We start from the raw sequence: 20,182 nt of genomic DNA, 5'->3' as shown, positions 1-20,182 counted from the left end.
GAATAAATAGAAGTCGTTCTAAGCTGCCGGCAGCTTTCCTTCCCTATTTCCCGCCACGACGGCGATTGGGACGCGGATTAGGACGAGCGCGCTTGGCTGGAGCCGCAGTTGATTCACCCTCGGACTTGGCTGAACTGGCTGAACTAGCCGGTTCATCAGACTGCTCGTGCCGGGATTCGGTTTCCGAGTCTCCCCGATCTTCTCGATAAGAAGGGGCAGAGGACTGTGCGGCTACTACATCATGCTCCTCGAAATCGCCTTGATGACGATCGTCCCTGTGACGATCCTCCGTACGATCTGTCTGATCGTGATCCTGGTGGGGCTGATTGGGCTGACGATTCTCCTGCTGGCGTCCTCGCTGTTGGCGGTCGTCACGTCGGCCTCCCCCACTACTGCCACCACTCCCACCGCCCTGCTGCTGATTGTGCTGACGCTGTCCCTGCTGCTGAGGCTGAGGGTTGCGCTCCTGCTGGGCCCGCTTCTGCAGTGCAGAGGTAAGCTCCTTTAGCGAAGCGACAAGATGGACGCCAAGGTCACCCTCGGGTTCGTGGGCCTTCTCGATCGACTCAGCCACTCCCTCGACGGCGCCCGTGAGGCTCTCGAGGGCCGATTGGATGGATTTGAGGCTTAGAGCAATGCTCTTGAGGAATTCTGTGTTGGGGTCTGTTTCTGAAGTGCTCATCAATTTGATTGGTGATCTGTGGAATCTTTGGAATCTGTGGATGTTTTAGAATCCGTATCCCGACCAGAGTGGGCGCAGGAAGAGGGATGGTTGGCGAGAGATTTATGGGGCCTGTGGACTCCGCGTTGCAGTTCAGGAAGGGCTTCCTTGCGGCGTGCCGTGAGGCCTTTCAGCCAGAGAATAAGAGCCTGCCAGTGAATTCCAAAAATGACCTGGAGTGTCAGGAACGGGTATTTGAGCGAAAAGAGCAGGAGATTCCGATCGGTGAGGGGGACTCTGACCCCGGTGAGAACACTGATCAGCTCTCGCTCCTCGCCGCGGTAGTCATCGATGAGGACCTGCAGGCGCTCGCCCGGGAGCTGAAAACGGAACTCAAACTCCAGATCGAGGTCTGAAAAGGGGGAGACATAGAAGTGCTTCACCACGCGACTCAAGAAGGTTCCGTCTGCCTGGAGAGGAACCAAATACGGTTTCCATTCCCCGAAGGTATTCCCAACCTCGACCACCGAGGTAAGAGGGGCACCTGCTGTGTCGAAGCAGTAGTAGATCGAGACCGGATTAAAAATATAACCAGCGATCCTGGGTAGTGTGAGGAGCTGGATCTTTCCGACGGGCGCTGAGATCCCCTGCGCGGCGAGGTAACCGATGATGTTTTCCCGCGCTGAGACTGGATGAGGCACGTGACTGATGTGATCGCTCTCCCGGAAGCTGTAGAGGCCGGGCCGGTTGACCTTCAGCAGGAAGAGTGAGTGGTCGATAGTCTCCAGCTCGTCAAGGTCGATCAGTAGGTAGAAGACTCTGTAGAGGAATTCATGCGCTTTCGGTGCCAGTCGCCGGTGAAAAACCGTGCACTCGTAGAGGCATGAGCGGAGGGGAAGTGTCATCGGGGATAGGTGACTGGGAATGGGTAATTGGTCCCAGCATTCCTGGGGATCATTCTCTGCGCCTCAGCGCCTCTGCGCGAGCATGGTAGTGACGGCCTTTGCCGCATCGAATCCCGCCATACAGGCATCCTCATGGAAGCCGTAGCGGAAGTAGCTTCCGCAGAAGAAGAGACGGCCACTATGATTGAGCTTCGGAAGTTCCCGCTGAGCTCGTATGGCCTCGAGCGTGAAGACGGGATGCTCGTAGGTCGTCCGGTAAAGAATGCTCGAGGGCGCGATCCGGTCATCGCTGTTCAAGGAGACGAAGTAATCCCTCTTCTGGGAGACGCCCTGCAAGGCATTCATCCAATAATGGGTGGCTGCTTTCTGATGAGAATCTGACCCCTGCTCGACACGGAAATTCCACGAGGCCCAGGCCCTGCGGCATTTCGGCATCACCGAGGCATCGGTGTGGAGGGAGGCTTCGTTTTGCTGGTAGTGGAAGGCCGAGAGCAGGCGCTGTTGATCCTCCGAGGGATGGGTAAGGAGCCTCAGGCTCTGATCGGCGTGAGAGGCCAGAATGATCGCATCGAAGCGCTCGTGGAGTCCTGATGCCGTAGTGACCCAGGCACTATCTTCCTTTTCTTCCACGGAAATGACGGGATCGCCGAGGCGAGGCTGGCCCAAAGTCTCCAGCATTTTGTTCACATAGGTGCGGGCGCCGCCATCCACCGTGAACCAGGGATGGTGCGTAGTGATTCCGAGGAATCCATGGTTATGAAAGAAGTGCAGCAGCGTCGAGGCTGGGAAGTCGAGGATGCGGCCTGGCTCTGTGGACCAGACGGCGGAACTCATCGGAACCAGATAGAGATCGAGGAAATCTCGGCCGAAGCCATGTCTCTTGCAGAATGTGGCCAGATCCTCAGTATCGAAATCCGCTTTCTCATCCGAGGAGTCATGCTCGGCTTCATCGCGCAGCCACTTTCTGCCGACACGGAAGAAGCGCATGATCTCGGCGATCAGCATCAGGAAGCGGAGGTTTCCGAGATTGCGCCTCTGGGCGAAGAGCTTGCTCAGCCCCATCCCGTTGTACTCCAGGCCGCTTGCAACATGCTGAACACTGAAGGACATCTCGCTCGGCTTGATAGCGATGCCAAGTTCAGAAAAGAGACGGCAGAGATAGGGATAGGTAACCTTGTTAAAGACGATGAATCCCGTATCGATCGGGATCGCGCACCCGTCCTTCTCCACCGTCACGGTGTTCGTATGGCCGCCGGGTCGTTTCTCCGACTCGAAGAGGGTCAGATCCGCGATGTCGCGCAGTCCCCATGCACAGGAGAGACCTGAGACTCCCGTACCAATGATGGCGACGCGCGGACGATCTTTATTTTCCATGAACCAGCATGTTCTCCTGCTTGTAGACGCTTTCCGGAACACGCTTGAGATTGCTGATGACACCCAGCGCTGATAGAAGGCGCAGGGCATAGTAGGTGGGGTCGATCTCCCACCAGTAGAATCCCTGCTGTGCCGAGGACTGGTAGCGGTGATGGTTGTTATGCCATCCCTCGCCAAGGGTGATGATGGCGAGCAGGAAGCTGTTGCGGCTGTCGTCGCCGGTGTCATAGCGGGGTGTGCCCCAGACATGGGCCATGGAGTTAATACAGCAGGTGCCGTGGAAGAGAAGGACGGTGCTGATGAAGCCACCCCAGACAAGCATCTGGGGGCCGGAGGTGTGGAGTTCCGGGGCCAATGACTGAAGCACAACTCCCAGACCGTAGGTAAGGAGGGCAACCAGCAGGGGGCCGATCAGATCGAAGCGGTTGAGAAAAACTAGCTCAGGAAATTTCGCCAGATCGGGGATCAGGCTGTAGTCTGTGGGGAAGTTCTTACTGCTGGTCATCCATCCGATGTGAGCCCAGAGAAAGCCTTTCTGCTTAGGGGAATGGACATCCACCTCCTCGTCCGAGTGGGCGTGATGATGCCGGTGGACCGCTGCCCACCAGAGGGCTCCGCGTTGGACGCAGAGCAGTCCGAGCAAGGCAAAGAGGAACTGAACGGGACGGGAGGCCTTGTAGGATTTATGGCAGAAGTAGCGGTGATAGATGCCGGTGACAAAGAACATCCGCACGAGATAGAGCGACACGCAGACGGCCAAGGCCACGGGGCTCCATCCGACCCAGAGGGCCCCGAGACATCCGAGATGTAGAATGATGAAGGGGAGGGCCCGGCTCCATTCCATGCGCTCGGGCATGGCGCGTGTCGCCTCGATCCCCTTGGGAAAATAATCCGAGTCGATGAAGCGGATCAGTGGGCTGAGAGCGCGCATGAGGCTATTCTGGCATCAGTCCAGCGAGATGCCAAATTCACCGATTAGGCGGTGAAGATCGTCGGAGCCGAAGTACTCGATCTCAATACGCCCTCTCTTGTCGGCGTGGTGGAGGCTGACCCGGGTCGAGAAGCGGTGCTGGAGCTTGTTCTCCAGATGTTTCAGTGCGGGGGGAAGTTCGGCCAATGAGCGCCCTGTCTTTCCTCTACCTTTTTTCACTTTGGTGCCGGCCAGATGTGACGCCACGAGTTGCTCGGCATCGCGCACAGAGGCATTTGTCCTGATCAGCTTTTCGGCCAGCAGGCGCTGCTCCTCGGGGTTCTTGAGGCCCAGCAGGACTTTGGCATGACCCACGGTCAGGCGCCCTTGGGTCAGGTGGGCCTGGACTTCGGGGTCGAGTTCCATAAGGCGCATGGCATTGGCGACGGCGGCCCGGCTTTTGCCGACGCGCTTGGCGATATCTTCCTGAGTCAGGCGGAATTCCTTGGAAAGGCGGCTGTAAGCGGCGGCTTCCTCGATGGGATTCAGGTCCGCCCGCTGAAGGTTCTCGATCAGCGCCAGCTCCAGGACTTCCTGATCGGAGGCTTTGCGAACAATAACCGGGGCCTCGGTTAGGCCGACTTCGAGGGAGGCGCGCATACGGCGCTCACCGGCGATGAGTTCATACTTCCCACCCGCCAGTCGGACGATCAGGGGCTGGATAATGCCACGTTCGCGAATGGAATCGACTAGGTCACGGAGTTGGTCATCCCGGAACTCGGTACGGGGTTGGAGAGGGCTCGCAACGATCTGGTCGAGGCGGATCTGCTGGATGCGTTCGCCATGCTCCTCGGAAGGGGTGGTGGCCGCAACCCGTGTGTTAATGAGTGCTCCAAGGCCTTTGCCCAAACCTTTGCCGAGACCCTTTCCCAGTCCTTTGCCGACTGGTTCTTTGGGGGCGCTTCCTGAGTCTGACGTTGCCATAAAGTGGAGCGTAGAGCAGGTAGTAAGGGATCGGGAAGAAAAAGGTGTGGCGGGTTGGCTCACAGAACGTTCAGCATCCCAGAATGTTTTCCAGATTGGATCTCCTGATTCCCATGCATCCCGCGGAATCGTTCGACGGGCCGATGCAGATGGCGCTAGACGAAGTGCTTCTCCGGCAGGTGTCGGTGCCAACGCTCAGAATTTATAAGTGGAAGTCTCCTTGGGTGACTTTTGGCTACTTTCAGGAGATAAAAGAAGTTCAGCTTAGCTTTCCCAGCCAACCTGTCGTGAGGCGCTGGACGGGGGGAGGGATGGTCTCTCACGGTGAGGAAGAGGAGCTGACATTTTCTCTCATGATTCCGGCCGGGGAAAAAATAGCGGCGGAAGCTCCGACTTTCTTCTACAAGCAACTCCATGGCAAACTGGCCGTTTGGATCCGATCTCAACTCTCGCTCTCTGTGAATCTAGCCGGAAGTGAGGACGTGAAGCTAGGGTCTGCCTGCTTTAAGGCGCCGGCCAATGACGATCTCCTCATTCAGGGAAGGAAGGTGCTTGGAGGTGCACTCCGACGCAGTGGGGGAGGGCTGCTCTACCAAGGCAGCCTGAAGATATCAGATATTCCGGAATGGGATCCTTCTCGGATCTCTCCGATGGCATGGGCGGCAGCGTTCGGTGATTGCCTTGAGGCAAAACAACTGGATGCTCCGATCCTGAGCGAAGCCGAGGAGTTGGTCAGGACGCGCTATGGAACCATGGGATGGAATCATCGCAAATAAATCAAAGGTACTCGAAGTGAGAGGGAATCCTGAGGCACCTTAGATACGTCATGTTGTTATTGTCACCCGAAAGGGATTGTCTTTCTTGCCGTAATCAAGCTGAATTCACAGCTTAACTCACTTAAGCCCATGACACGAAATTTCCTGTTCGCTTCTCTACTAGCCGCATCTGTTATTGGGGCAAACGCCGCTACCTCGCTCAACGCCTCCGGGGCCACCTTCCCGGCCCCCATGTATCTTCGCTGGGCTTCTGATTTTCACAAGGCCACCCCTGATATCACCGTGAACTACCAAGGGGTCGGAAGCGGTGCGGGCATCAAACAGTTCACGGATGGAATCACGGATTTCGGCGCCAGCGACGTTGCGATGTCCGACGCCGAAATCGCCAAGGTCAACGGCAATGTCCTGATGCTGCCTGCAACGGCAGGAACGATCGTGCTCGCTTACAACATTCCCGGAGTTCAGGGCGGCTTGAAGCTCTCCCGCATCGCTTATGTTGGCATCCTGTTGGGCAGCATCAAGAGCTGGAATGATCCCGCCATCGTCAAGGAGAACGCCGGAATCACGCTTCCTAATCTTCCGATCACGGTTGTCGCCCGTTCGGATGGCAGCGGAACCACCGCCGTCTTCACCACTCACCTGGACGCGATCAGCCCCGAGTTCACCAGTATGGTCGGAAGCGGCAAGTCGGTGACTTGGCCGGTCGGTGTTGCCGGCAAGGGCAACGACGGTGTGACCGCTCTGATCAAGCAGACCCCCGGAGCCATTGGTTACGTGGAGTTCGGTTATGCCGAGAACAATAAACTGACCATGGCCTCTCTCCAGAACAAGGCAGGTAACTTCATCGCCCCAACCTTTGAGAGTGGTGCAGCGACACTGGCTTCGGTGAAGCTTCCCGAGAATCTTCGTGCTTTCATTACCGATCCAGAAGGAGCCAACGACTACCCGATCGCTACCTTAACCTGGCTCCTTGTGAAGAAGACCTATACCGATGCCAGCAAGGCGGCAGCGGTCAAGGCCTTCGTAACCTACGGACTCACCACTGGTCAGGCTATCGCTCCTCAACTCGGATACATTACGCTTCCTGCAAACGTAGTGACCCAGGTTCAGATCGCGCTGGCGACAGTCAAGTAAGGCTCTACTACCAGCGGCCATCATCACTGTGGGCGGTAATATTTCAACGACTGGATCATCCCGTCCCATCACCCGGGAGTACCGTCCTCGTCCAGACTTCCTCCGGATGGCCTGCTTTCTGGCCTCGATCCTGATCATCATACTCCTCGCTTTCATTATCGGCGAGATTCTGGTCAATGCTTGGCCAGCCATGAGCAAGTTCGGCCTGGGATTCATCTCCGGTATCCAGTGGAGTCCGAACAGGGGGCTCTTTGGCGTTCTCCCGGTGCTCATCGGTACTGCAGCAAGCAGTTTCCTGGCCCTGCTTCTGTCTCTTCCCTTGGGCTTGGCAATAGCCATATTCCTTAGCGAGGATTTTTTCCCGGTTCCTGTGCGCCAAGTCATTCGTTTCGTGGTGGAGACGCTGGCGGCCATTCCTAGTGTTGTCTACGGATTGTGGGGAATCTTCGTGGTGATTCCCCTGGTCCAGCAGTACGGGGCAGTGCTTGCCGCCAAGTTCGGATTCATTCCATTCCTGTCCGGTCCCGCTTACGGGAATAGCCTGCTGACCGCCAGTCTTGTTCTGGCCCTGATGGTCCTTCCGACCATCACCGCGATCTCACGTTCCTCCTTGGTGGCTGTTCCTTATACACTGCGTGAAGGATCCTATGCCCTTGGCGCCACGCGTTGGGAGACCATCCTGAGAGTCATCATCCCGACGGCCGCTCCCGGCATCGTCGCCTCGGCCATCCTGGGTTTTGGGAGAGCCATGGGCGAGACCATGGCCGTTGCCATGCTCATCGGAAACAGCCAGCGCCTCTCTTGGTCGCTGCTCTCACCCTCCAATACCCTCTCCGCCCTTCTTGCCAACCAGTTTGCAGAGGCAGACGGCATTCAGGTCAGTGCTCTTATGTATGCCGCCGCCGTGCTGGTCGTGCTTACCCTAGGCGTGAATATTGCGGGTGAGGCGGTTCTCCGGCGCACAAAGAAAGCCACGGCGGGTCTTGGTTAAAATTAACCCGAGTCATGACAGGCACTGCTTCCAACTTACCCAAAAACTTCTTTTCCGATTCTGGAAAGAAGACCTCCGTGCTCCGATTGTTCCGCAATCACTTCCTGACAGGTCTTTGCATCGCACTCTCCCTGCTGACGCTGGTGCCGCTTTTTTCGATTGTTTTTCTGGTGATCCAGAACGGCCTTCCCCTGCTTTCGGAAAATCTCTTCACGCAACTACCTCCAGCTCCCGGCTTGGATGGGGGAGGTTTTGGCAATGCCATTATGGGGACTCTCGTTATGGTTGGAATCTCCTTAGGTTTCTCGGTTCCGCTGGGGATTCTAGCCGCCATATTCGTTAATGAGTACGCATCCGGTTCATGGTTGGCTTCCACAGTGCGCTTTGTTGCCAAGCTGCTTACTGGTATCCCCTCCATCATCTGTGGTGTTTTTGCATTTGCCGCAGTGGTGATGACAACTCATAAATTCTCGGCACTCGCCGGTGGTATCGCTCTAGCCATCCTGATCCTGCCAACGATCCTGCTGACTTCCGAGCAGGCACTCCTGGGGGTTCCCTACGCCTTCCGCGAGGCCTCATTCGGCGTCGGTGCCACTCCCTTCCAGACGATCTGGCGTATTGTCCTTCCAGAGGCGATGCCCGCTATCATGACCGGAGTCATGCTAGCCGTGGCGCGCGCCGCGGGCGAGACTGCTCCAGTGCTCTTTACTGCTCTTTTCAGCCAGAACTGGATCAAGGGTATCATGGAGCCGACGGCCTCCCTCTCAGTGTTGATCTATAATTTCGCCTCCCTTCCCTACGCCTATCATATCAAGCTTGCATGGTCCGCCTCGCTGATCCTTGTGGCTATCGTGACTCTCAGCAACATCCTAGCCCAGGTCATCTTTGCTCCGAAACATCAGTAGTCCGAAATCTTTTCAACTCGCACAACCGGAACCATGTCCACCGAAGATCAAGCCACCGCGCCAACCGAGGCCTCCGAACAGCCCCCGGAACTCACCAATGATTTTACTCCAGGTGAAAGTAACTTCATCAAGGTCGATAACTTCAAGTTCTTCTACGGGAAGAAAGAGGCTCTCCACGGGATCAACTTGGAGATTCCGTCTCGCAAGGTGACCTCCTTCATTGGACCTTCGGGCTGCGGAAAATCGACCTTGCTTCGCAATTTCAACCGCATGAACGAACTTATCCCCGGTGTTCATCACGAGGGGGATATCACGATCCATGGCACGAGCATCTACGATCCCTCGGTCGAGATTATCGCCCTACGCCGCCGCATCGGGATGGTCTTCCAGAAATCGAACCCGTTTCCCATGTCGATCTACGAGAACATCGTCTATCCCCTGCGTATCGCTGGCCAGAACACTAGATCTGTCCTCGATGAGACGGTGGAGCGTTGCCTCCGTTCAGCGGCCCTCTGGGAAGAGGCTAAGGACCGCCTCAACGACAGTGCCTTGGGACTCTCCGGCGGACAGATGCAGCGCCTCTGTATCGCCCGTGCTGTGGCCAGCCGTCCAGAGATCCTCCTCATGGATGAGCCATGCTCGGCTCTGGATCCAATTGCTACCGCTAAGGTCGAGGAACTCATCATCGAGCTCAAGAAGGATTTTACCATTGTGATCGTCACCCACAACATGCAGCAGGCCAGCCGCGTCTCGGAGCTTACGGCCTTCTTCTACCTAGGCAATTTGATTGAGTTCGACAACACCCGCAAGATCTTCACCAATCCCTCGATGAAGCAGACCGAGGAATACATCACCGGCCGGTTCGGTTGATCTCAGCCCCCCTTTTATGTACAAAGAACCCGCCAAACCCCACACGCTTTCGAATTTCACGACATCCCTGGACCAGCTCCGCAGCAGTGTCCTCAGGATGTCTAGCCTCGCCCACCTAAACCTCAAGAATTCCATCAAGGGATTGATGGAGCGTGACGACGACTGGTGCAACAATTGCATCGCCGATGACGAGGAGATCGATCTTCTGGAGATGCAGATCGACCACGAGGGAATCGAGGTGATGAGCCGCTTCCATCCCTTTGCCTCGGATCTGCGCGAGGTGATCTCCTCGATCAAGATAGGGGCTAATATCGAACGCGTTGCCGATCAGGCGGTGAATATCGCCCGCCGCGCCCGCAAGCTGAACGAACAACCCGAGTTGGCGGAACTTCACCTGCTGGATAATCCGATTCGCCTCTCCCTGGAGATGTTTGCTGATGCCGTCCGCGCCTTCGCCGAGCGGAATGCAGAGCTCGCGGTGGAACTCAAGTCACGTGACAAGGAACTCGATCTCCTCAATAAAGACCTCACCGATACACTGATTAACAGGATGCAGGATGACTCGCCCAATCTCCCGAGTTATCTCAATCTGATCTTCATCAGCCGTTGTCTGGAGCGTATCGGCGACCATGCCTGCAATATCGCCGAGGATGTTGTCTTCGCGGTGAGTGCTGAGGATATAAGGCATCTCGGGAAGCAGTAGTCCTCCTGAGTACCTCCTGAGATACCCGCTCGCTAGTAATCTCCCGTGAGGGACGGGAGATTTTCTCCTTGAACGGGGGGGTGTGCCCCTTAGCCTTCGATGCTACCGGTCATGCGCTGTTTTCTTCTGTTTTTCGTGTTTTTTCTTTCCGCAAGCGGCTTGCTGCGGGCCCAGTTCGGTAATTTCGGGGACAAGCCGGTAGAGATTACCGCGGACGGCGATACGCGCTTCGAAAACGGCACCGCCATCGCGGACAAAAATGTCCAGATCCATTATAACGGCATCGCCATTTATGCTGATCACGCCGAATACAACCCCGATACACGCGATGTCCTGTTGGTGGGAAATGTTCGCATCTACACTGGAAGCGACCTCTTCAACGGGCAACGGGTCTTTTACAATTTGGAAACCAAGCAGACCCGGGCGTTGGAATTCGACGGAAGCCATTATCCCATGAAGTTCAGTTCCCTCTCGGCCCGTGGATTCGGCACCCGCCAGTTCACGCTTAGTGACTCCTCCATCACCACATCGGACTCCTCGATGCCCGACTGGCACGTGCAGGCGAAGACGATCCGTTTGTATCCGAACGATCGTGTGGTGATGCTGAATTCCACCGTTTATGTGGGCAAGATCCCCGTATTCTGGCTTCCCTACACCTATTCCAGCCTCTCGCACCAGGGATTCCAGTTCTCTCCCGGATATGATTCGAACTGGGGTGCTTTTCTCCTTACCTCCTACTCCGTTCCGCTCGGCACCGGCGATAATTTCCTCGCAACATTTCGTTCGGATTACAGGACCGAGCATGGTTATGCGGTTGGCTTTAATGCGAATCTCAAATTCGGCAAGAACAATCGTAACGTCGGCCAGTTCATTTCGTACTACGCCAATGACACCAATCCAGGGGAATTCAACAATGCGATTCCTGCGCCAACCCCCGGAGCATCCCGCTACCGCGTCGGTTTCCAGCAGCATCTTTACTTCTCGGATGATGTCTATGCGACCTTTGATATCACGAAGCTAAGCGATGCCAATTTCATGGAGAATTACTACCCTGTGGAAAACCGATACAATCCGCAGCCTGACAATAACATCACACTGACTAAGTTGGATGATATCTACGCGATGTCTTTGGTAACCCGCTGGCAGATGAACGGCTTTCAGGAGACCACGCAGCGCAAGCCCGAGGCGGCCATTGACTTCAAGCAAGAGCCGCTCTTCGGCCTGCCGGTTTTCTACGATGGGACAACGGCGCTCGGTCAGCTGAACCGTAATTTCTCTGATAATGCTCCGCAAGGTTTCACCAGTGTTCCTAGCAATATCAACTACGGCAGCGCCCGATTCGACACCTTCCATCAGCTCAGTGCGCCGCAGACCCTTTTTGGCTGGCTCGCCACCATCCCTACCGTCGGCATCCGGGGTACTTATTACTCGCAGGGTAGTTACTATACAAACGCCTTGGGGCAGAACGTCCCTTATCCTTACACCCCCACTACAAATAACTCACTAGTTACAACTGGAAGCCAGGTCAGGGCGATCGTCAATGCCAGCCTGGAAAACTCCTTCAAGATTTCCCAGAGCTTCGAGGGTGTTCAGTCAGGTTGGCTAGCATTGGATGGACTTCGGCATATCTTCCAGCCCTACAGCATGCTTTCCGGAGTCTATGCGGGGGGGCCGAATGTGAATCAGATCCCGCAGTTCGACCGCTTGCTACCCGAAAATCCCAATTCACAGACCAAGTCAGGATACCAGCCTAGCTCCACGCAGCTGCAGCCCCTTGATTTTCCTGAGTTCGCGGCCATTGATACGATCGACAGCTGGGCGATTTGGCGTCTAGGTTTTCGGAACCGCCTCCAGACCCGTCGTGATGGAGAGACTGTCGACTGGTTCTATCTGGACAGCTTTGCGGATGTGAACGGGCTCAATCCCTACATGAACGGTCCTCTTTCCAATCTCAATAACAGATTCACCTTTGCCCCCGTGAGTTGGTTCAACTTCAAGGTGGGGTCTCAGGTGCCGCTTGACTCAGACGGTTTCACCGAACTCAACACGGATCTCATGTTCATGCCGGCGCGGAATTTTAGCTTTGGTTTCGGCACCCGCTACATCAATAACTACCAGGGTTTGAACTCCTCGGGAGATCTCACTCAGAACTTCAATCAGAACGGGAACCAGTATCCTTTCAGTGTGTTCTGGCGCGTGAACGACCACTGGTCAATGAGCGCCCAGGAACTTTATAACGTGCAGCCGGGCCAACCTAGTGCGCTCATCTACGAGCGGTACATGATCCATCGCGATCTCTCGAGCTGGATCGTTTCACTGGGCGTCGAGGTTCGCAATAACCAAGCCCAGGGCACTTCCAGTCAGCAGACCCAGTACGGAGCTCTTCTCAGTCTGACTCTTAAGGATCTTCCCCAGGTCACGCTTCCCTTTGCTTTCAGTCCAGCCTCTCAGGCGGGATCGAGTCCTATCTCGGCATCGCGCTGATGGGATATCCATTCAGCTTTTCAAAAGGGTAGTTTGGAGTGCTAATGAGAACTTTGCTCCAGGACCTTGAAGGCGTCGCCGGCGTCTCCCGGTATGAGGAAACGGTTGGATGATTCGGCGGTCTTTTTTGGAGAGATCCATCGATGCAGGAATTCCCGCTGTGTGGAGAAAGACTTTTCCTTCCATCCGAGGGAGTGGCCCCACCCGATGAGATCGCTGAAATTAACATCTGCGGTGAGATCCTGTTTCCCAAAACGGGCGTAAACTTCTCGGCCAATATAAAGTTGATGTTTCCAGTATGCTCGCAGGGAGCCTGCCTGGCGTCTTCGGCCTCCTGCATAGAGGGCCGTTGACATGTCTCCATAGTCGATCGTGAGTAGGAACCCTTCTTTCCAGTATGGACTCCAGGTCTCGAGATGAGCGCGGTAGGAGTCATGACGTTCTACTCTCTGTCCATCCATCAACCCGGCTAAATCCGCGAACCATTCATCGTTAGCGACTGGGAGGCTTGTCGTCTCGGAAAGAGAGCCGTCCGGATGAATGATGATGCCAAGTTCCAGCCACTCATCTCCCGACTTTTGAAATACCCTGCATGGAAAGGCATCGACCAGTTCGTTACTGAAGATCAGGGCTCGGCCATGACTTCTCTCAAGTCCCTCCTTTAGCGAATCGACCCAGCGGACACCTCGCCAGCGAAGGTTCTGTTTCTGTTTGGAGCGAAGGATGGGGGAGGTCTCGCAAATCATGTAATCGATACGCCAACGGGTCTTCCAATCCAGATGACGCAGAACCGAGCGTGCCATCAGGCCGCTTCCCGCGCCGACCTCAATCACGGGAACTCCATTGTTTCTCCATCCGAGTTCTTTGGCCCTCTGGGGGATCCAATGCGCGATGGCCTCTCCAAGTTGCGGATCGAGCGAGGCGGCAGTGGAGAAATCACCCCCGCGCCCCACGTCGTGAATCTGTGACGAGTAGTAGCCGAAAGTCGGATGGTGGAGAGCCTCCCGCATGAAGCGCTCTATGGGGATCATCCCGCCGCATTCATCCTGCAAACCTTGTAGGAAGCGAAGAAGATCGGTGGAACCCACGGCTGATCAGCTTTTGGAGGTATTAGCTCAAGAGGGCCCTGCAGGCTGTTGTCCTGTCAACGGGGTCTGCGGCAGTCAAGAGGTCGGAGACGATGACCACACGCCTAGCCCCGGCCCGGAGTACCGCAGGGAGATTGGAGAGATTGATTCCCCCGATGCAGAAGACGGGGAAGGGAAGCAAGCGGTGTACTTCCTGGATCTGTTGTGTTCCGATAGGAGTGTAGTCAGGTTTGGTCGCCGTCGCAAAAAGTGGGCCGAAGCCTATGTAGTCAGGAGATTCCCCTCTAGCCGACAGGGCCTGATCTAGCGAATGAGTGGACTTGCCGATAATGGCTTCGGGACCTCCCAGTCTCCGTGCTTCGGCAACGCTTAGGTCATCCTGCCCCACATGGGCGCCATCCGCCCCGGTTTCTCGGACAAGGTCAGGATAATCGTTCAGGATAAAGGCAATGCCAGCCTTCCGACAGATTGGAGAGAGTTCCAGAGCCATGCTGCGGATTTCTTCCCGACTTTCCTTCTTTGCTCTAAGTTGGAGGATGTCGACACCTCCCGCGATCAGCGAATGGGCCATCGCAACCATGCGATCCGACGACACGTACCCCGTGTCCAGGATCGCGTAGAGACGACACTCGGAAAGCTGTTTCATAAAGGGATCATATTATCCAACCCCGAGATCCCATTCCCCAGTACCAAGAGTCTATTCCTTCACTGCGGGGACCCCATCCTTGAGGAATTTCTCAAGGAATCCCGTGTTGTATTTTCCCTTGCGGAAGTCTGCGTTCTGCATAATTGCGCGGTGCAGGGGTATGGTCGTCTTGATGCCGACGACCTGGTACTCGCCGAGGGCACGTGACATGCGGGCGATCGCCGCCTCGCGCGTAGAAGCCGTTGCGATCATCTTAGAGATCATCGAGTCGTAGTTGGGAGGGATCGGATAGCCCGCGTAGGCATGCGAGTCAATGCGGAGGCCTCGGCCACCCGGGGCGTAGTAGGCCTCGATCTTTCCGGCACAAGGCATGAAATTCTTTTCTGGATCCTCGGCATTAATACGGCACTCGATCGAGTGGAGACGGGGCTTGGCATTGACCAAATGCTCGGAGAGGTGTTCTCCAGCAGCTACCTGAAGCTGCTGCTTCACGAGGTCCACTCCGTAGACTTCCTCTGTCACGGGATGTTCCACCTGGATGCGGGTGTTCATCTCCATGAAGTAAAAGTTGAGGTCGTCGTCGACTAGGTACTCGATGGTTCCGGCATTGTAGTAGCCGACCGTCTCGCAGAGACGGACCGAAGCCTCGCCCATCCGCTTGCGAAGATCCTCGGTCATAAGCGGCGAGGGGCACTCCTCGAGGATCTTCTGGTTACGCCGCTGCAGGGAGCAGTCGCGTTCACCGAGATGGACGATCTTTCCGTGCTTGTCACCGAAGACCTGGAACTCGATGTGGTGAGGATTAATGATCAGCTTCTCGATGTAGACATCGGGATTGCCAAAAGACTTGTCGGCCTCCATGCGTGCACTGTGGAATCCCGCGATAAGGCTCTCCTCATCATGGGCCATACGCATGCCGCGACCGCCACCGCCAGCGACCGCCTTGATCATCACGGGATAGCCGATCTGTTTGGTGACCTTGATCGCCTCCTTCTCGTCCGGCACGATGCCGTCGCTACCCGGGGAAATGGGGACACCTGCCTTCTTGGCGCACTCACGCGCACTGTTCTTATCACCCATGAGTCGGATGGACTCGGGGGTGGGGCCGACGAAGTTGATGTTCGCCGAGGCGCATATCTCCGCGAAATGGGCGTTCTCGGCAAGGAATCCGTAGCCCGGATGGATGGCGTCGACATCAGCGATCTCAGCCGCGCTAATGATCCGGTCGATCCTCAGGTAGCTTTCGCTGCCAGGGGCGGGACCGATGCAGATGGCCTCGTCGGCCAATTGCACGTGAAGGGAGTGGATGTCGGGCTCGGAATAGACCGCCACGGTGCTGATACCCAGCTCCTTGCAGGCGCGGATGATACGCAGGGCGATTTCCCCACGGTTGGCAATCAGGACTTTCTTGAACATAGGTTCGGTGATCCGGTGATCCGGTTGCCTTAGCTGACGCGGAAGAGGACCTGGCCGAACTGGACCGGCTTGCCGTTCTCAGCGACGATCTCGACAATCTTGCCTGCGATTTCAGCCTTGATCTCATTCATGACCTTCATCGCCTCGATAATGCAGACGACGGATTCGGCATTGATAGTCTTGCCGACCTCGACAAATGCCGGTGACTCGGTAGATGGACAGGCGTAAAAGGTGCCGACCATAGGCGAGGTGATCTCCTTAAAGTTGCTCTTGGCGGGTTCTGCAGCGGCCGATTTATCAGAGGAAGAGGCGGCTGCGCCTGCGACAGCTGCCACAGGGGCTATCGGCTGGGAATACCCCTGGTGTCCCTGAAATAGAGTCGCCCCACTTGATGCGCCGGCTGGGGTCTTCAGGGTGATCTTGAAGTCACCCTTTTCGAATTCCAGGACGGCCAGATCGTTTTTCTTTAGTAGGTCGATCAGTGTCCGGACTTCCTGGAAGTCGCCACTCCCATTCCCTTTGGGGGAGGCAGGCTTGGCTACCTTGGTCGAGGCGGTGGACTTGTTAACGGGTGCCTTGGTCGTTGGTTTGACGGAAGGCTTCTTGGAGGTCTTGGTGTTACGTGCCATACGATGATGAATTGAAAGGTGAAGTGTGGGTTGATCACTCCTCTCAGGTCAAGCAAGTGATCCAGCTTTACAGCGGAAGTTCTTCCGGTTTTATTTAACGACTATGTGGCTTCTCATGCCTTTTCTTGTAACCGTTCTCGTGATCGTCTGTTTCCTGATGATCCTCACGATCCTCATGCAGCGTCCTAAGAGCGAAGGCCTCGGCGCCGCCTTCGGAGGAGGACTCACGGATAATCTCTTCGGCGCCCAGACGACCACGGTCCTGACCAAGTTCACGGTTTGGCTCGGCGGACTCTTCTTCTTCCTGACGTTGCTGATTTCCGTCCTACATGTGAAATCCTCCGCCGGTCCCACGGCTATTCAGAAGCAGTTGATGAAGGCCCCTGCTCCGGTCTCCTCGCCTGCTAAGTAATTTTCTGTGAGAACGGTCGCCTTGATCGGCCCCGTCACTGCATGGCGGAGCAAGGCTACCTCTCCCGTCGTCTTTGTTCCCACGATGGGGGCCCTTCACGAGGGGCATGCCTCACTGATTCGTCGTGCCAGACGACTTGCCGACCGCAGTGGTAAGAAGGGGCGTGTCGTCGTCTCCATTTTTGTAAATCCCAAGCAGTTCGGTCCCAAGGAGGACTTTTCCAAGTATCCCCGGCCCATTGCTGAGGATCGCGCTTTCTGCAAGAGGGAGGGGGCAGACCTCCTCTTTCATCCCTCTCCCGGGGAGATGTATGTGGAGGATAACTCCGTCGCGGTCACCGAGTCCTCACTCTCTTCAGGTCTCTGCGGGGGCTCGCGACCGGGTCATTTCGACGGGGTCTGCACCGTCGTGGCGATGCTCTTCAATATTATCCGTCCCGACATCACCATCTTCGGAGAGAAGGATTGGCAACAGCTTGCCGTGATCCGTCGGATGGTCCGGGATCTGAAGATCCCCGTAAAACTCGTCGAGCACCCCACCGTGCGCGAGGAGGATGGTCTGGCCCTCAGTTCGCGGAACCGCCTGCTATTGCCCGAATCTCGCCTCGTAGCACCCCGCATCTATCAGGCGCTTCTTGCCTCGGTCATGGAGGCTGAGGCGGGAGAAGCCTCCGTGACTCGACTCCGGCAGGGATTGAAGAAAGATTTGGCTGCCATTCCCGGCGCCGAGATCGATTATGTGGAGATCGTGGATGAGTCAACTCTGGCACCGCTGAAAAAGCTTACCCCTCAGGTGAAAGCTCGCGCACTAGTAGCCGTCCGGTTTGGCTCTCTAGGAACTGGCTCCGTGAGACTGATCGATAACATCTCACTCCTTTTCCGTTCATGAAATCCTTCGATTACATCGTGATAGGCAGTGGCATTGCCGGCCTTACCTTTGCCATCAAGGCCTCGGAGAAGGGATCCGTCGCCATCGTCACCAAGAAGTCGCGCGCCGATTCCAATACCGCCTGGGCTCAGGGAGGCATCGCCTGCGTTACCAGCAACGAGGACTCCGTCGCCCTTCATGTGCGCGACACCATCATCGCCGGAGATGGTCTCTGCAACGAGGAAGTGGTGCGCAGCATCGTGAGCGAAGGGCCTGAGCGCATCGCCGAGTTGGTGTCTCTCGGCATGCACTTTGACGAGCGCACCAACCAGGAGGGCATCAAGGAACCCGACCTTGGGCGAGAGGGAGGCCATTCCAAGCGCCGGATCCTCCATGCGAAGGACGCGACCGGATTCGAAATCGAGAGGACCCTGCTTGCCGCCGTTGCGGCCCATCCGAATATCACCGTGCTCGAGAACCACATGGCCGTAGATCTCATCACCACGGGCAAGCTCGGCTACGCCATGCAGGATAGCTGCGTCGGCCTCTATGTGCTGAACGAGGCCACGGGCGAGGTGGAGACGCTGCGCTCCGATGTCACCATCCTGGCGACCGGAGGCTGCGGCCGCGTCTACCTCTATACGACCAATCCCGATATCGCCACCGGTGACGGCGTCGCTATGGCTTGGCGTGCGGGCGCGGCGATTACGAACATGGAGTTCATGCAGTTTCACCCGACCTGCCTCTATCATCCCAAGGCTAAGTCTTTCCTGATAACCGAGGCAGTCCGGGGGGAGGGGGGAGTTCTCACGGACAATAAGGGACACCGCTTCATGGAGAAATATGACGAGCGGCTCGAGTTGGCTCCCCGCGACATCGTAGCCCGCGCTATCGACGCCGAGATGAAGCGTACAGGCAAGCCTTGCGTCTACCTCGACATCTCCCACAAGCCCGCGGACTTCATCCGAGAGCGGTTTCCCACCATTTACGAGACATGTCTTGGCCTCGGGATCGACATTACGAAGCAGCCGATTCCGGTAGTACCCGCCGCTCATTATCAGTGCGGAGGGGTGAAAACCGACATGAACGGCGAGACTACGCTGCGGGGACTCTATGCCGTGGGTGAAGTTGCCAGTACCGGACTGCACGGTGCGAACCGTCTAGCCAGCAATTCATTGCTAGAGGCGCTTGTCATGGCCCATCGCGCCGAGGCGAAGGCCAGCCGGAACCACCACCATCAGGGAACCGAGATCAGTCTCCCGGAGTGGCGTCCTGGGAAGGTTCAGGACGTCGACGAACTCGTAGTGATTTATCACAACTGGGACGAGATCCGCCGTCTCATGTGGGATTACGTCGGCATTGTCCGCACCGACAAGCGGCTCCAGCGCGCGGCCACCCGCCTCCGCAATCTCCAGACCGAGATCCAAGAATTCTACTGGAACTTCAAGATCACCACCGACCTGCTCGAGCTCCGCAATCTCGCCACCGCAGCATCCCTCATTGTCGACTGCGCCATTAGCAGAAAGGAGAGCCGAGGACTGCACTACACGCTCGATTATCCCATGCATGATGATGTGAAGTTTTTAAACGACACGCTGATCCGTCGGATCTGATCCGACCCTTCCGACTCTTTCTCGGAGGGAAGTCGGAATTGTTGCCGTGGGGCACTTGCAAACCTCACGAAATCGGGCTTAGTTGTGCCCTATGACTTCAGAAGAAGCCCACCTCATTAACGGACTCCACAATCGCCTCGATCAAGCCGCCCCTCAGCCCCTCGATTCCGAGGCCGAGAGCCTCATCTCAAGCAGGGTCATTGCCAATCCCCATGCTCCCTATCTTCTCACCCAGAGCGTTCTCGTGCTCCAGCAGGCCCTGATAGGAGCTCAGACCCGGATTGCTGATCTGGAAAAACAGCTTGCAGAGGCAAAATCGCAGGCCCAGCAGAGTGGTGGAAGCTTCCTTTCCGGAGTGGCCAATCTCTTCGGAACATCACAGCCCGCACCTGCTCCCGCACGACAGGTTGCTCCTCCTTCGGTTCCCCAGCAAGCCGTGGTCGCTGCTCCAGGAATCTTCCCATCCCAGGGGGGAAGTTTTCTCCAGAGTGCGCTTGTCACGGCCGCTGGCGTTGCCGGAGGAGCGTTGCTTTTCCGGGGTATCGAGAACCTGATGGGCCACAATGCCGGATCTTTCGGTGGTATGGGCGGCATGGGCTCCTCTGGAGGATTCCTTGGTCAGAACCAGCCCACCGAGATCACCAATAACTATTACGATAGCCCCTCCGATGCCTCTCAGGGTGATTCCAATTTTGATAACTCCGGCGACACACGGCTTGCTGACAATCACGTCACCTCAACCGACTTTGATCAGGATCAGGACATGGACTTCTCCGGAGGAGACGACTCCTCTTTCGGTTGAAGCTGAAAACAA

General features: G+C 56.5%; 20 protein-coding genes. 11 read left to right on the top strand and 9 right to left on the bottom strand.

Annotated features, from left to right (window positions below; all coding sequences use genetic code 11):
- Nucleotides 1-43: 43 nt before the first annotated feature.
- From K8R57_08350 to K8R57_08330, 5 genes are all read right to left on the bottom strand, one after another.
- Nucleotides 44-682: a hypothetical protein gene (locus K8R57_08350; protein MCE9588309.1), complete on the bottom strand. Its 639-nt coding sequence runs from the start codon at nt 680-682 to the stop codon at nt 44-46.
- Nucleotides 682-1,566, bottom strand: coding sequence for a DUF1365 domain-containing protein (locus tag K8R57_08345; protein ID MCE9588308.1), 885 nt, complete (start codon nt 1,564-1,566; stop codon nt 682-684). The genes K8R57_08350 and K8R57_08345 overlap by 1 nt, the downstream gene beginning before the upstream one ends.
- A gap of 63 nt (nt 1,567-1,629) precedes the next feature.
- Nucleotides 1,630-2,940, bottom strand: coding sequence for an FAD-dependent oxidoreductase (locus K8R57_08340; GenBank protein MCE9588307.1), 1,311 nt, complete (start codon nt 2,938-2,940; stop codon nt 1,630-1,632).
- Nucleotides 2,930-3,871, bottom strand: a complete 942-nt coding sequence (locus K8R57_08335; GenBank protein ID MCE9588306.1) for an acyl-CoA desaturase — start codon at nt 3,869-3,871, stop codon at nt 2,930-2,932. The genes K8R57_08340 and K8R57_08335 overlap by 11 nt, the downstream gene beginning before the upstream one ends.
- 15 nt (nt 3,872-3,886) lie before the next feature.
- Nucleotides 3,887-4,834: a ParB/RepB/Spo0J family partition protein gene (locus K8R57_08330; GenBank protein MCE9588305.1), complete on the bottom strand. Its 948-nt coding sequence runs from the start codon at nt 4,832-4,834 to the stop codon at nt 3,887-3,889.
- Nucleotides 4,835-4,947: 113 nt separating this feature from the next.
- On the opposite strand from K8R57_08330, the gene K8R57_08325 reads away from it, so the two are divergent.
- From K8R57_08325 to K8R57_08295, 7 genes are all read left to right on the top strand, one after another.
- Nucleotides 4,948-5,610: a hypothetical protein gene (locus K8R57_08325; protein ID MCE9588304.1), complete on the top strand. Its 663-nt coding sequence runs from the start codon at nt 4,948-4,950 to the stop codon at nt 5,608-5,610.
- A 129-nt stretch (nt 5,611-5,739) separates the two neighbouring features.
- Nucleotides 5,740-6,744 (top strand): phosphate ABC transporter substrate-binding protein PstS, encoded by a 1,005-nt coding sequence (pstS, locus tag K8R57_08320; GenBank protein ID MCE9588303.1) that lies wholly within the window; start codon nt 5,740-5,742, stop codon nt 6,742-6,744.
- Between the two features lie 106 nt (nt 6,745-6,850).
- Nucleotides 6,851-7,735 (top strand): phosphate ABC transporter permease subunit PstC, encoded by an 885-nt coding sequence (pstC, locus tag K8R57_08315; GenBank protein MCE9588302.1) that lies wholly within the window; start codon nt 6,851-6,853, stop codon nt 7,733-7,735.
- 14 nt (nt 7,736-7,749) lie between these two features.
- Nucleotides 7,750-8,640 carry a phosphate ABC transporter permease PstA gene (gene pstA / locus K8R57_08310; protein ID MCE9588301.1) on the top strand — a complete coding sequence of 297 codons (891 nt, stop codon included), beginning with the start codon at nt 7,750-7,752 and terminating at the stop codon, nt 8,638-8,640.
- 33 nt (nt 8,641-8,673) lie between these two features.
- Complete coding sequence (gene pstB, locus K8R57_08305; GenBank protein ID MCE9588300.1) at nt 8,674-9,510, top strand: phosphate ABC transporter ATP-binding protein PstB; 837 nt, start codon at nt 8,674-8,676, stop codon at nt 9,508-9,510.
- 16 nt (nt 9,511-9,526) lie between these two features.
- Nucleotides 9,527-10,213: a phosphate signaling complex protein PhoU gene (phoU, locus tag K8R57_08300; GenBank protein MCE9588299.1), complete on the top strand. Its 687-nt coding sequence runs from the start codon at nt 9,527-9,529 to the stop codon at nt 10,211-10,213.
- A 135-nt stretch (nt 10,214-10,348) separates the two neighbouring features.
- A complete protein-coding gene (locus tag K8R57_08295) occupies nt 10,349-12,697 on the top strand; it encodes a hypothetical protein (GenBank protein MCE9588298.1) in 2,349 nt (782 codons plus the stop codon).
- 41 nt (nt 12,698-12,738) lie between these two features.
- Here K8R57_08295 and K8R57_08290 read toward each other — a convergent pair whose 3' ends face one another.
- The 4 genes from K8R57_08290 to accB form a co-directional block, all read right to left on the bottom strand.
- Nucleotides 12,739-13,728: an SAM-dependent methyltransferase gene (locus K8R57_08290; GenBank protein MCE9588297.1), complete on the bottom strand. Its 990-nt coding sequence runs from the start codon at nt 13,726-13,728 to the stop codon at nt 12,739-12,741.
- A 79-nt stretch (nt 13,729-13,807) separates the two neighbouring features.
- Nucleotides 13,808-14,431, bottom strand: coding sequence for a thiamine phosphate synthase (gene thiE, locus K8R57_08285; GenBank protein MCE9588296.1), 624 nt, complete (start codon nt 14,429-14,431; stop codon nt 13,808-13,810).
- Between the two features lie 51 nt (nt 14,432-14,482).
- A complete protein-coding gene (accC, locus tag K8R57_08280) occupies nt 14,483-15,847 on the bottom strand; it encodes an acetyl-CoA carboxylase biotin carboxylase subunit (protein ID MCE9588295.1) in 1,365 nt (454 codons plus the stop codon).
- Nucleotides 15,848-15,876: 29 nt separating this feature from the next.
- Nucleotides 15,877-16,476: an acetyl-CoA carboxylase biotin carboxyl carrier protein gene (gene accB, locus K8R57_08275; GenBank protein MCE9588294.1), complete on the bottom strand. Its 600-nt coding sequence runs from the start codon at nt 16,474-16,476 to the stop codon at nt 15,877-15,879.
- A gap of 115 nt (nt 16,477-16,591) precedes the next feature.
- On the opposite strand from accB, the gene secG reads away from it, so the two are divergent.
- The 4 genes from secG (at nt 16,592) to K8R57_08255 (ending at nt 20,170) form a co-directional block, all read left to right on the top strand.
- Entirely contained in the window at nt 16,592-16,888 is a 297-nt protein-coding gene (gene secG, locus K8R57_08270; GenBank protein ID MCE9588293.1) for a preprotein translocase subunit SecG, read from the top strand.
- 6 nt (nt 16,889-16,894) lie between these two features.
- A complete protein-coding gene (gene panC / locus K8R57_08265) occupies nt 16,895-17,776 on the top strand; it encodes a pantoate--beta-alanine ligase (protein MCE9588292.1) in 882 nt (293 codons plus the stop codon).
- Nucleotides 17,773-19,368 carry an L-aspartate oxidase gene (nadB, locus tag K8R57_08260; GenBank protein ID MCE9588291.1) on the top strand — a complete coding sequence of 532 codons (1,596 nt, stop codon included), beginning with the start codon at nt 17,773-17,775 and terminating at the stop codon, nt 19,366-19,368. Before panC ends, nadB begins: the two co-directional genes overlap by 4 nt.
- 91 nt (nt 19,369-19,459) lie before the next feature.
- Nucleotides 19,460-20,170, top strand: a complete 711-nt coding sequence (locus tag K8R57_08255; GenBank protein MCE9588290.1) for a DUF2076 domain-containing protein — start codon at nt 19,460-19,462, stop codon at nt 20,168-20,170.
- The last annotated feature ends 12 nt before the right edge of the window (nt 20,171-20,182 follow it).

This window comes from Verrucomicrobiota bacterium (assembly GCA_021413925.1).
Lineage (GTDB): Bacteria > Verrucomicrobiota > Verrucomicrobiia > Chthoniobacterales > UBA6821 > UBA6821.
This window is presented reverse-complemented; position numbering and strand designations above follow the sequence as displayed.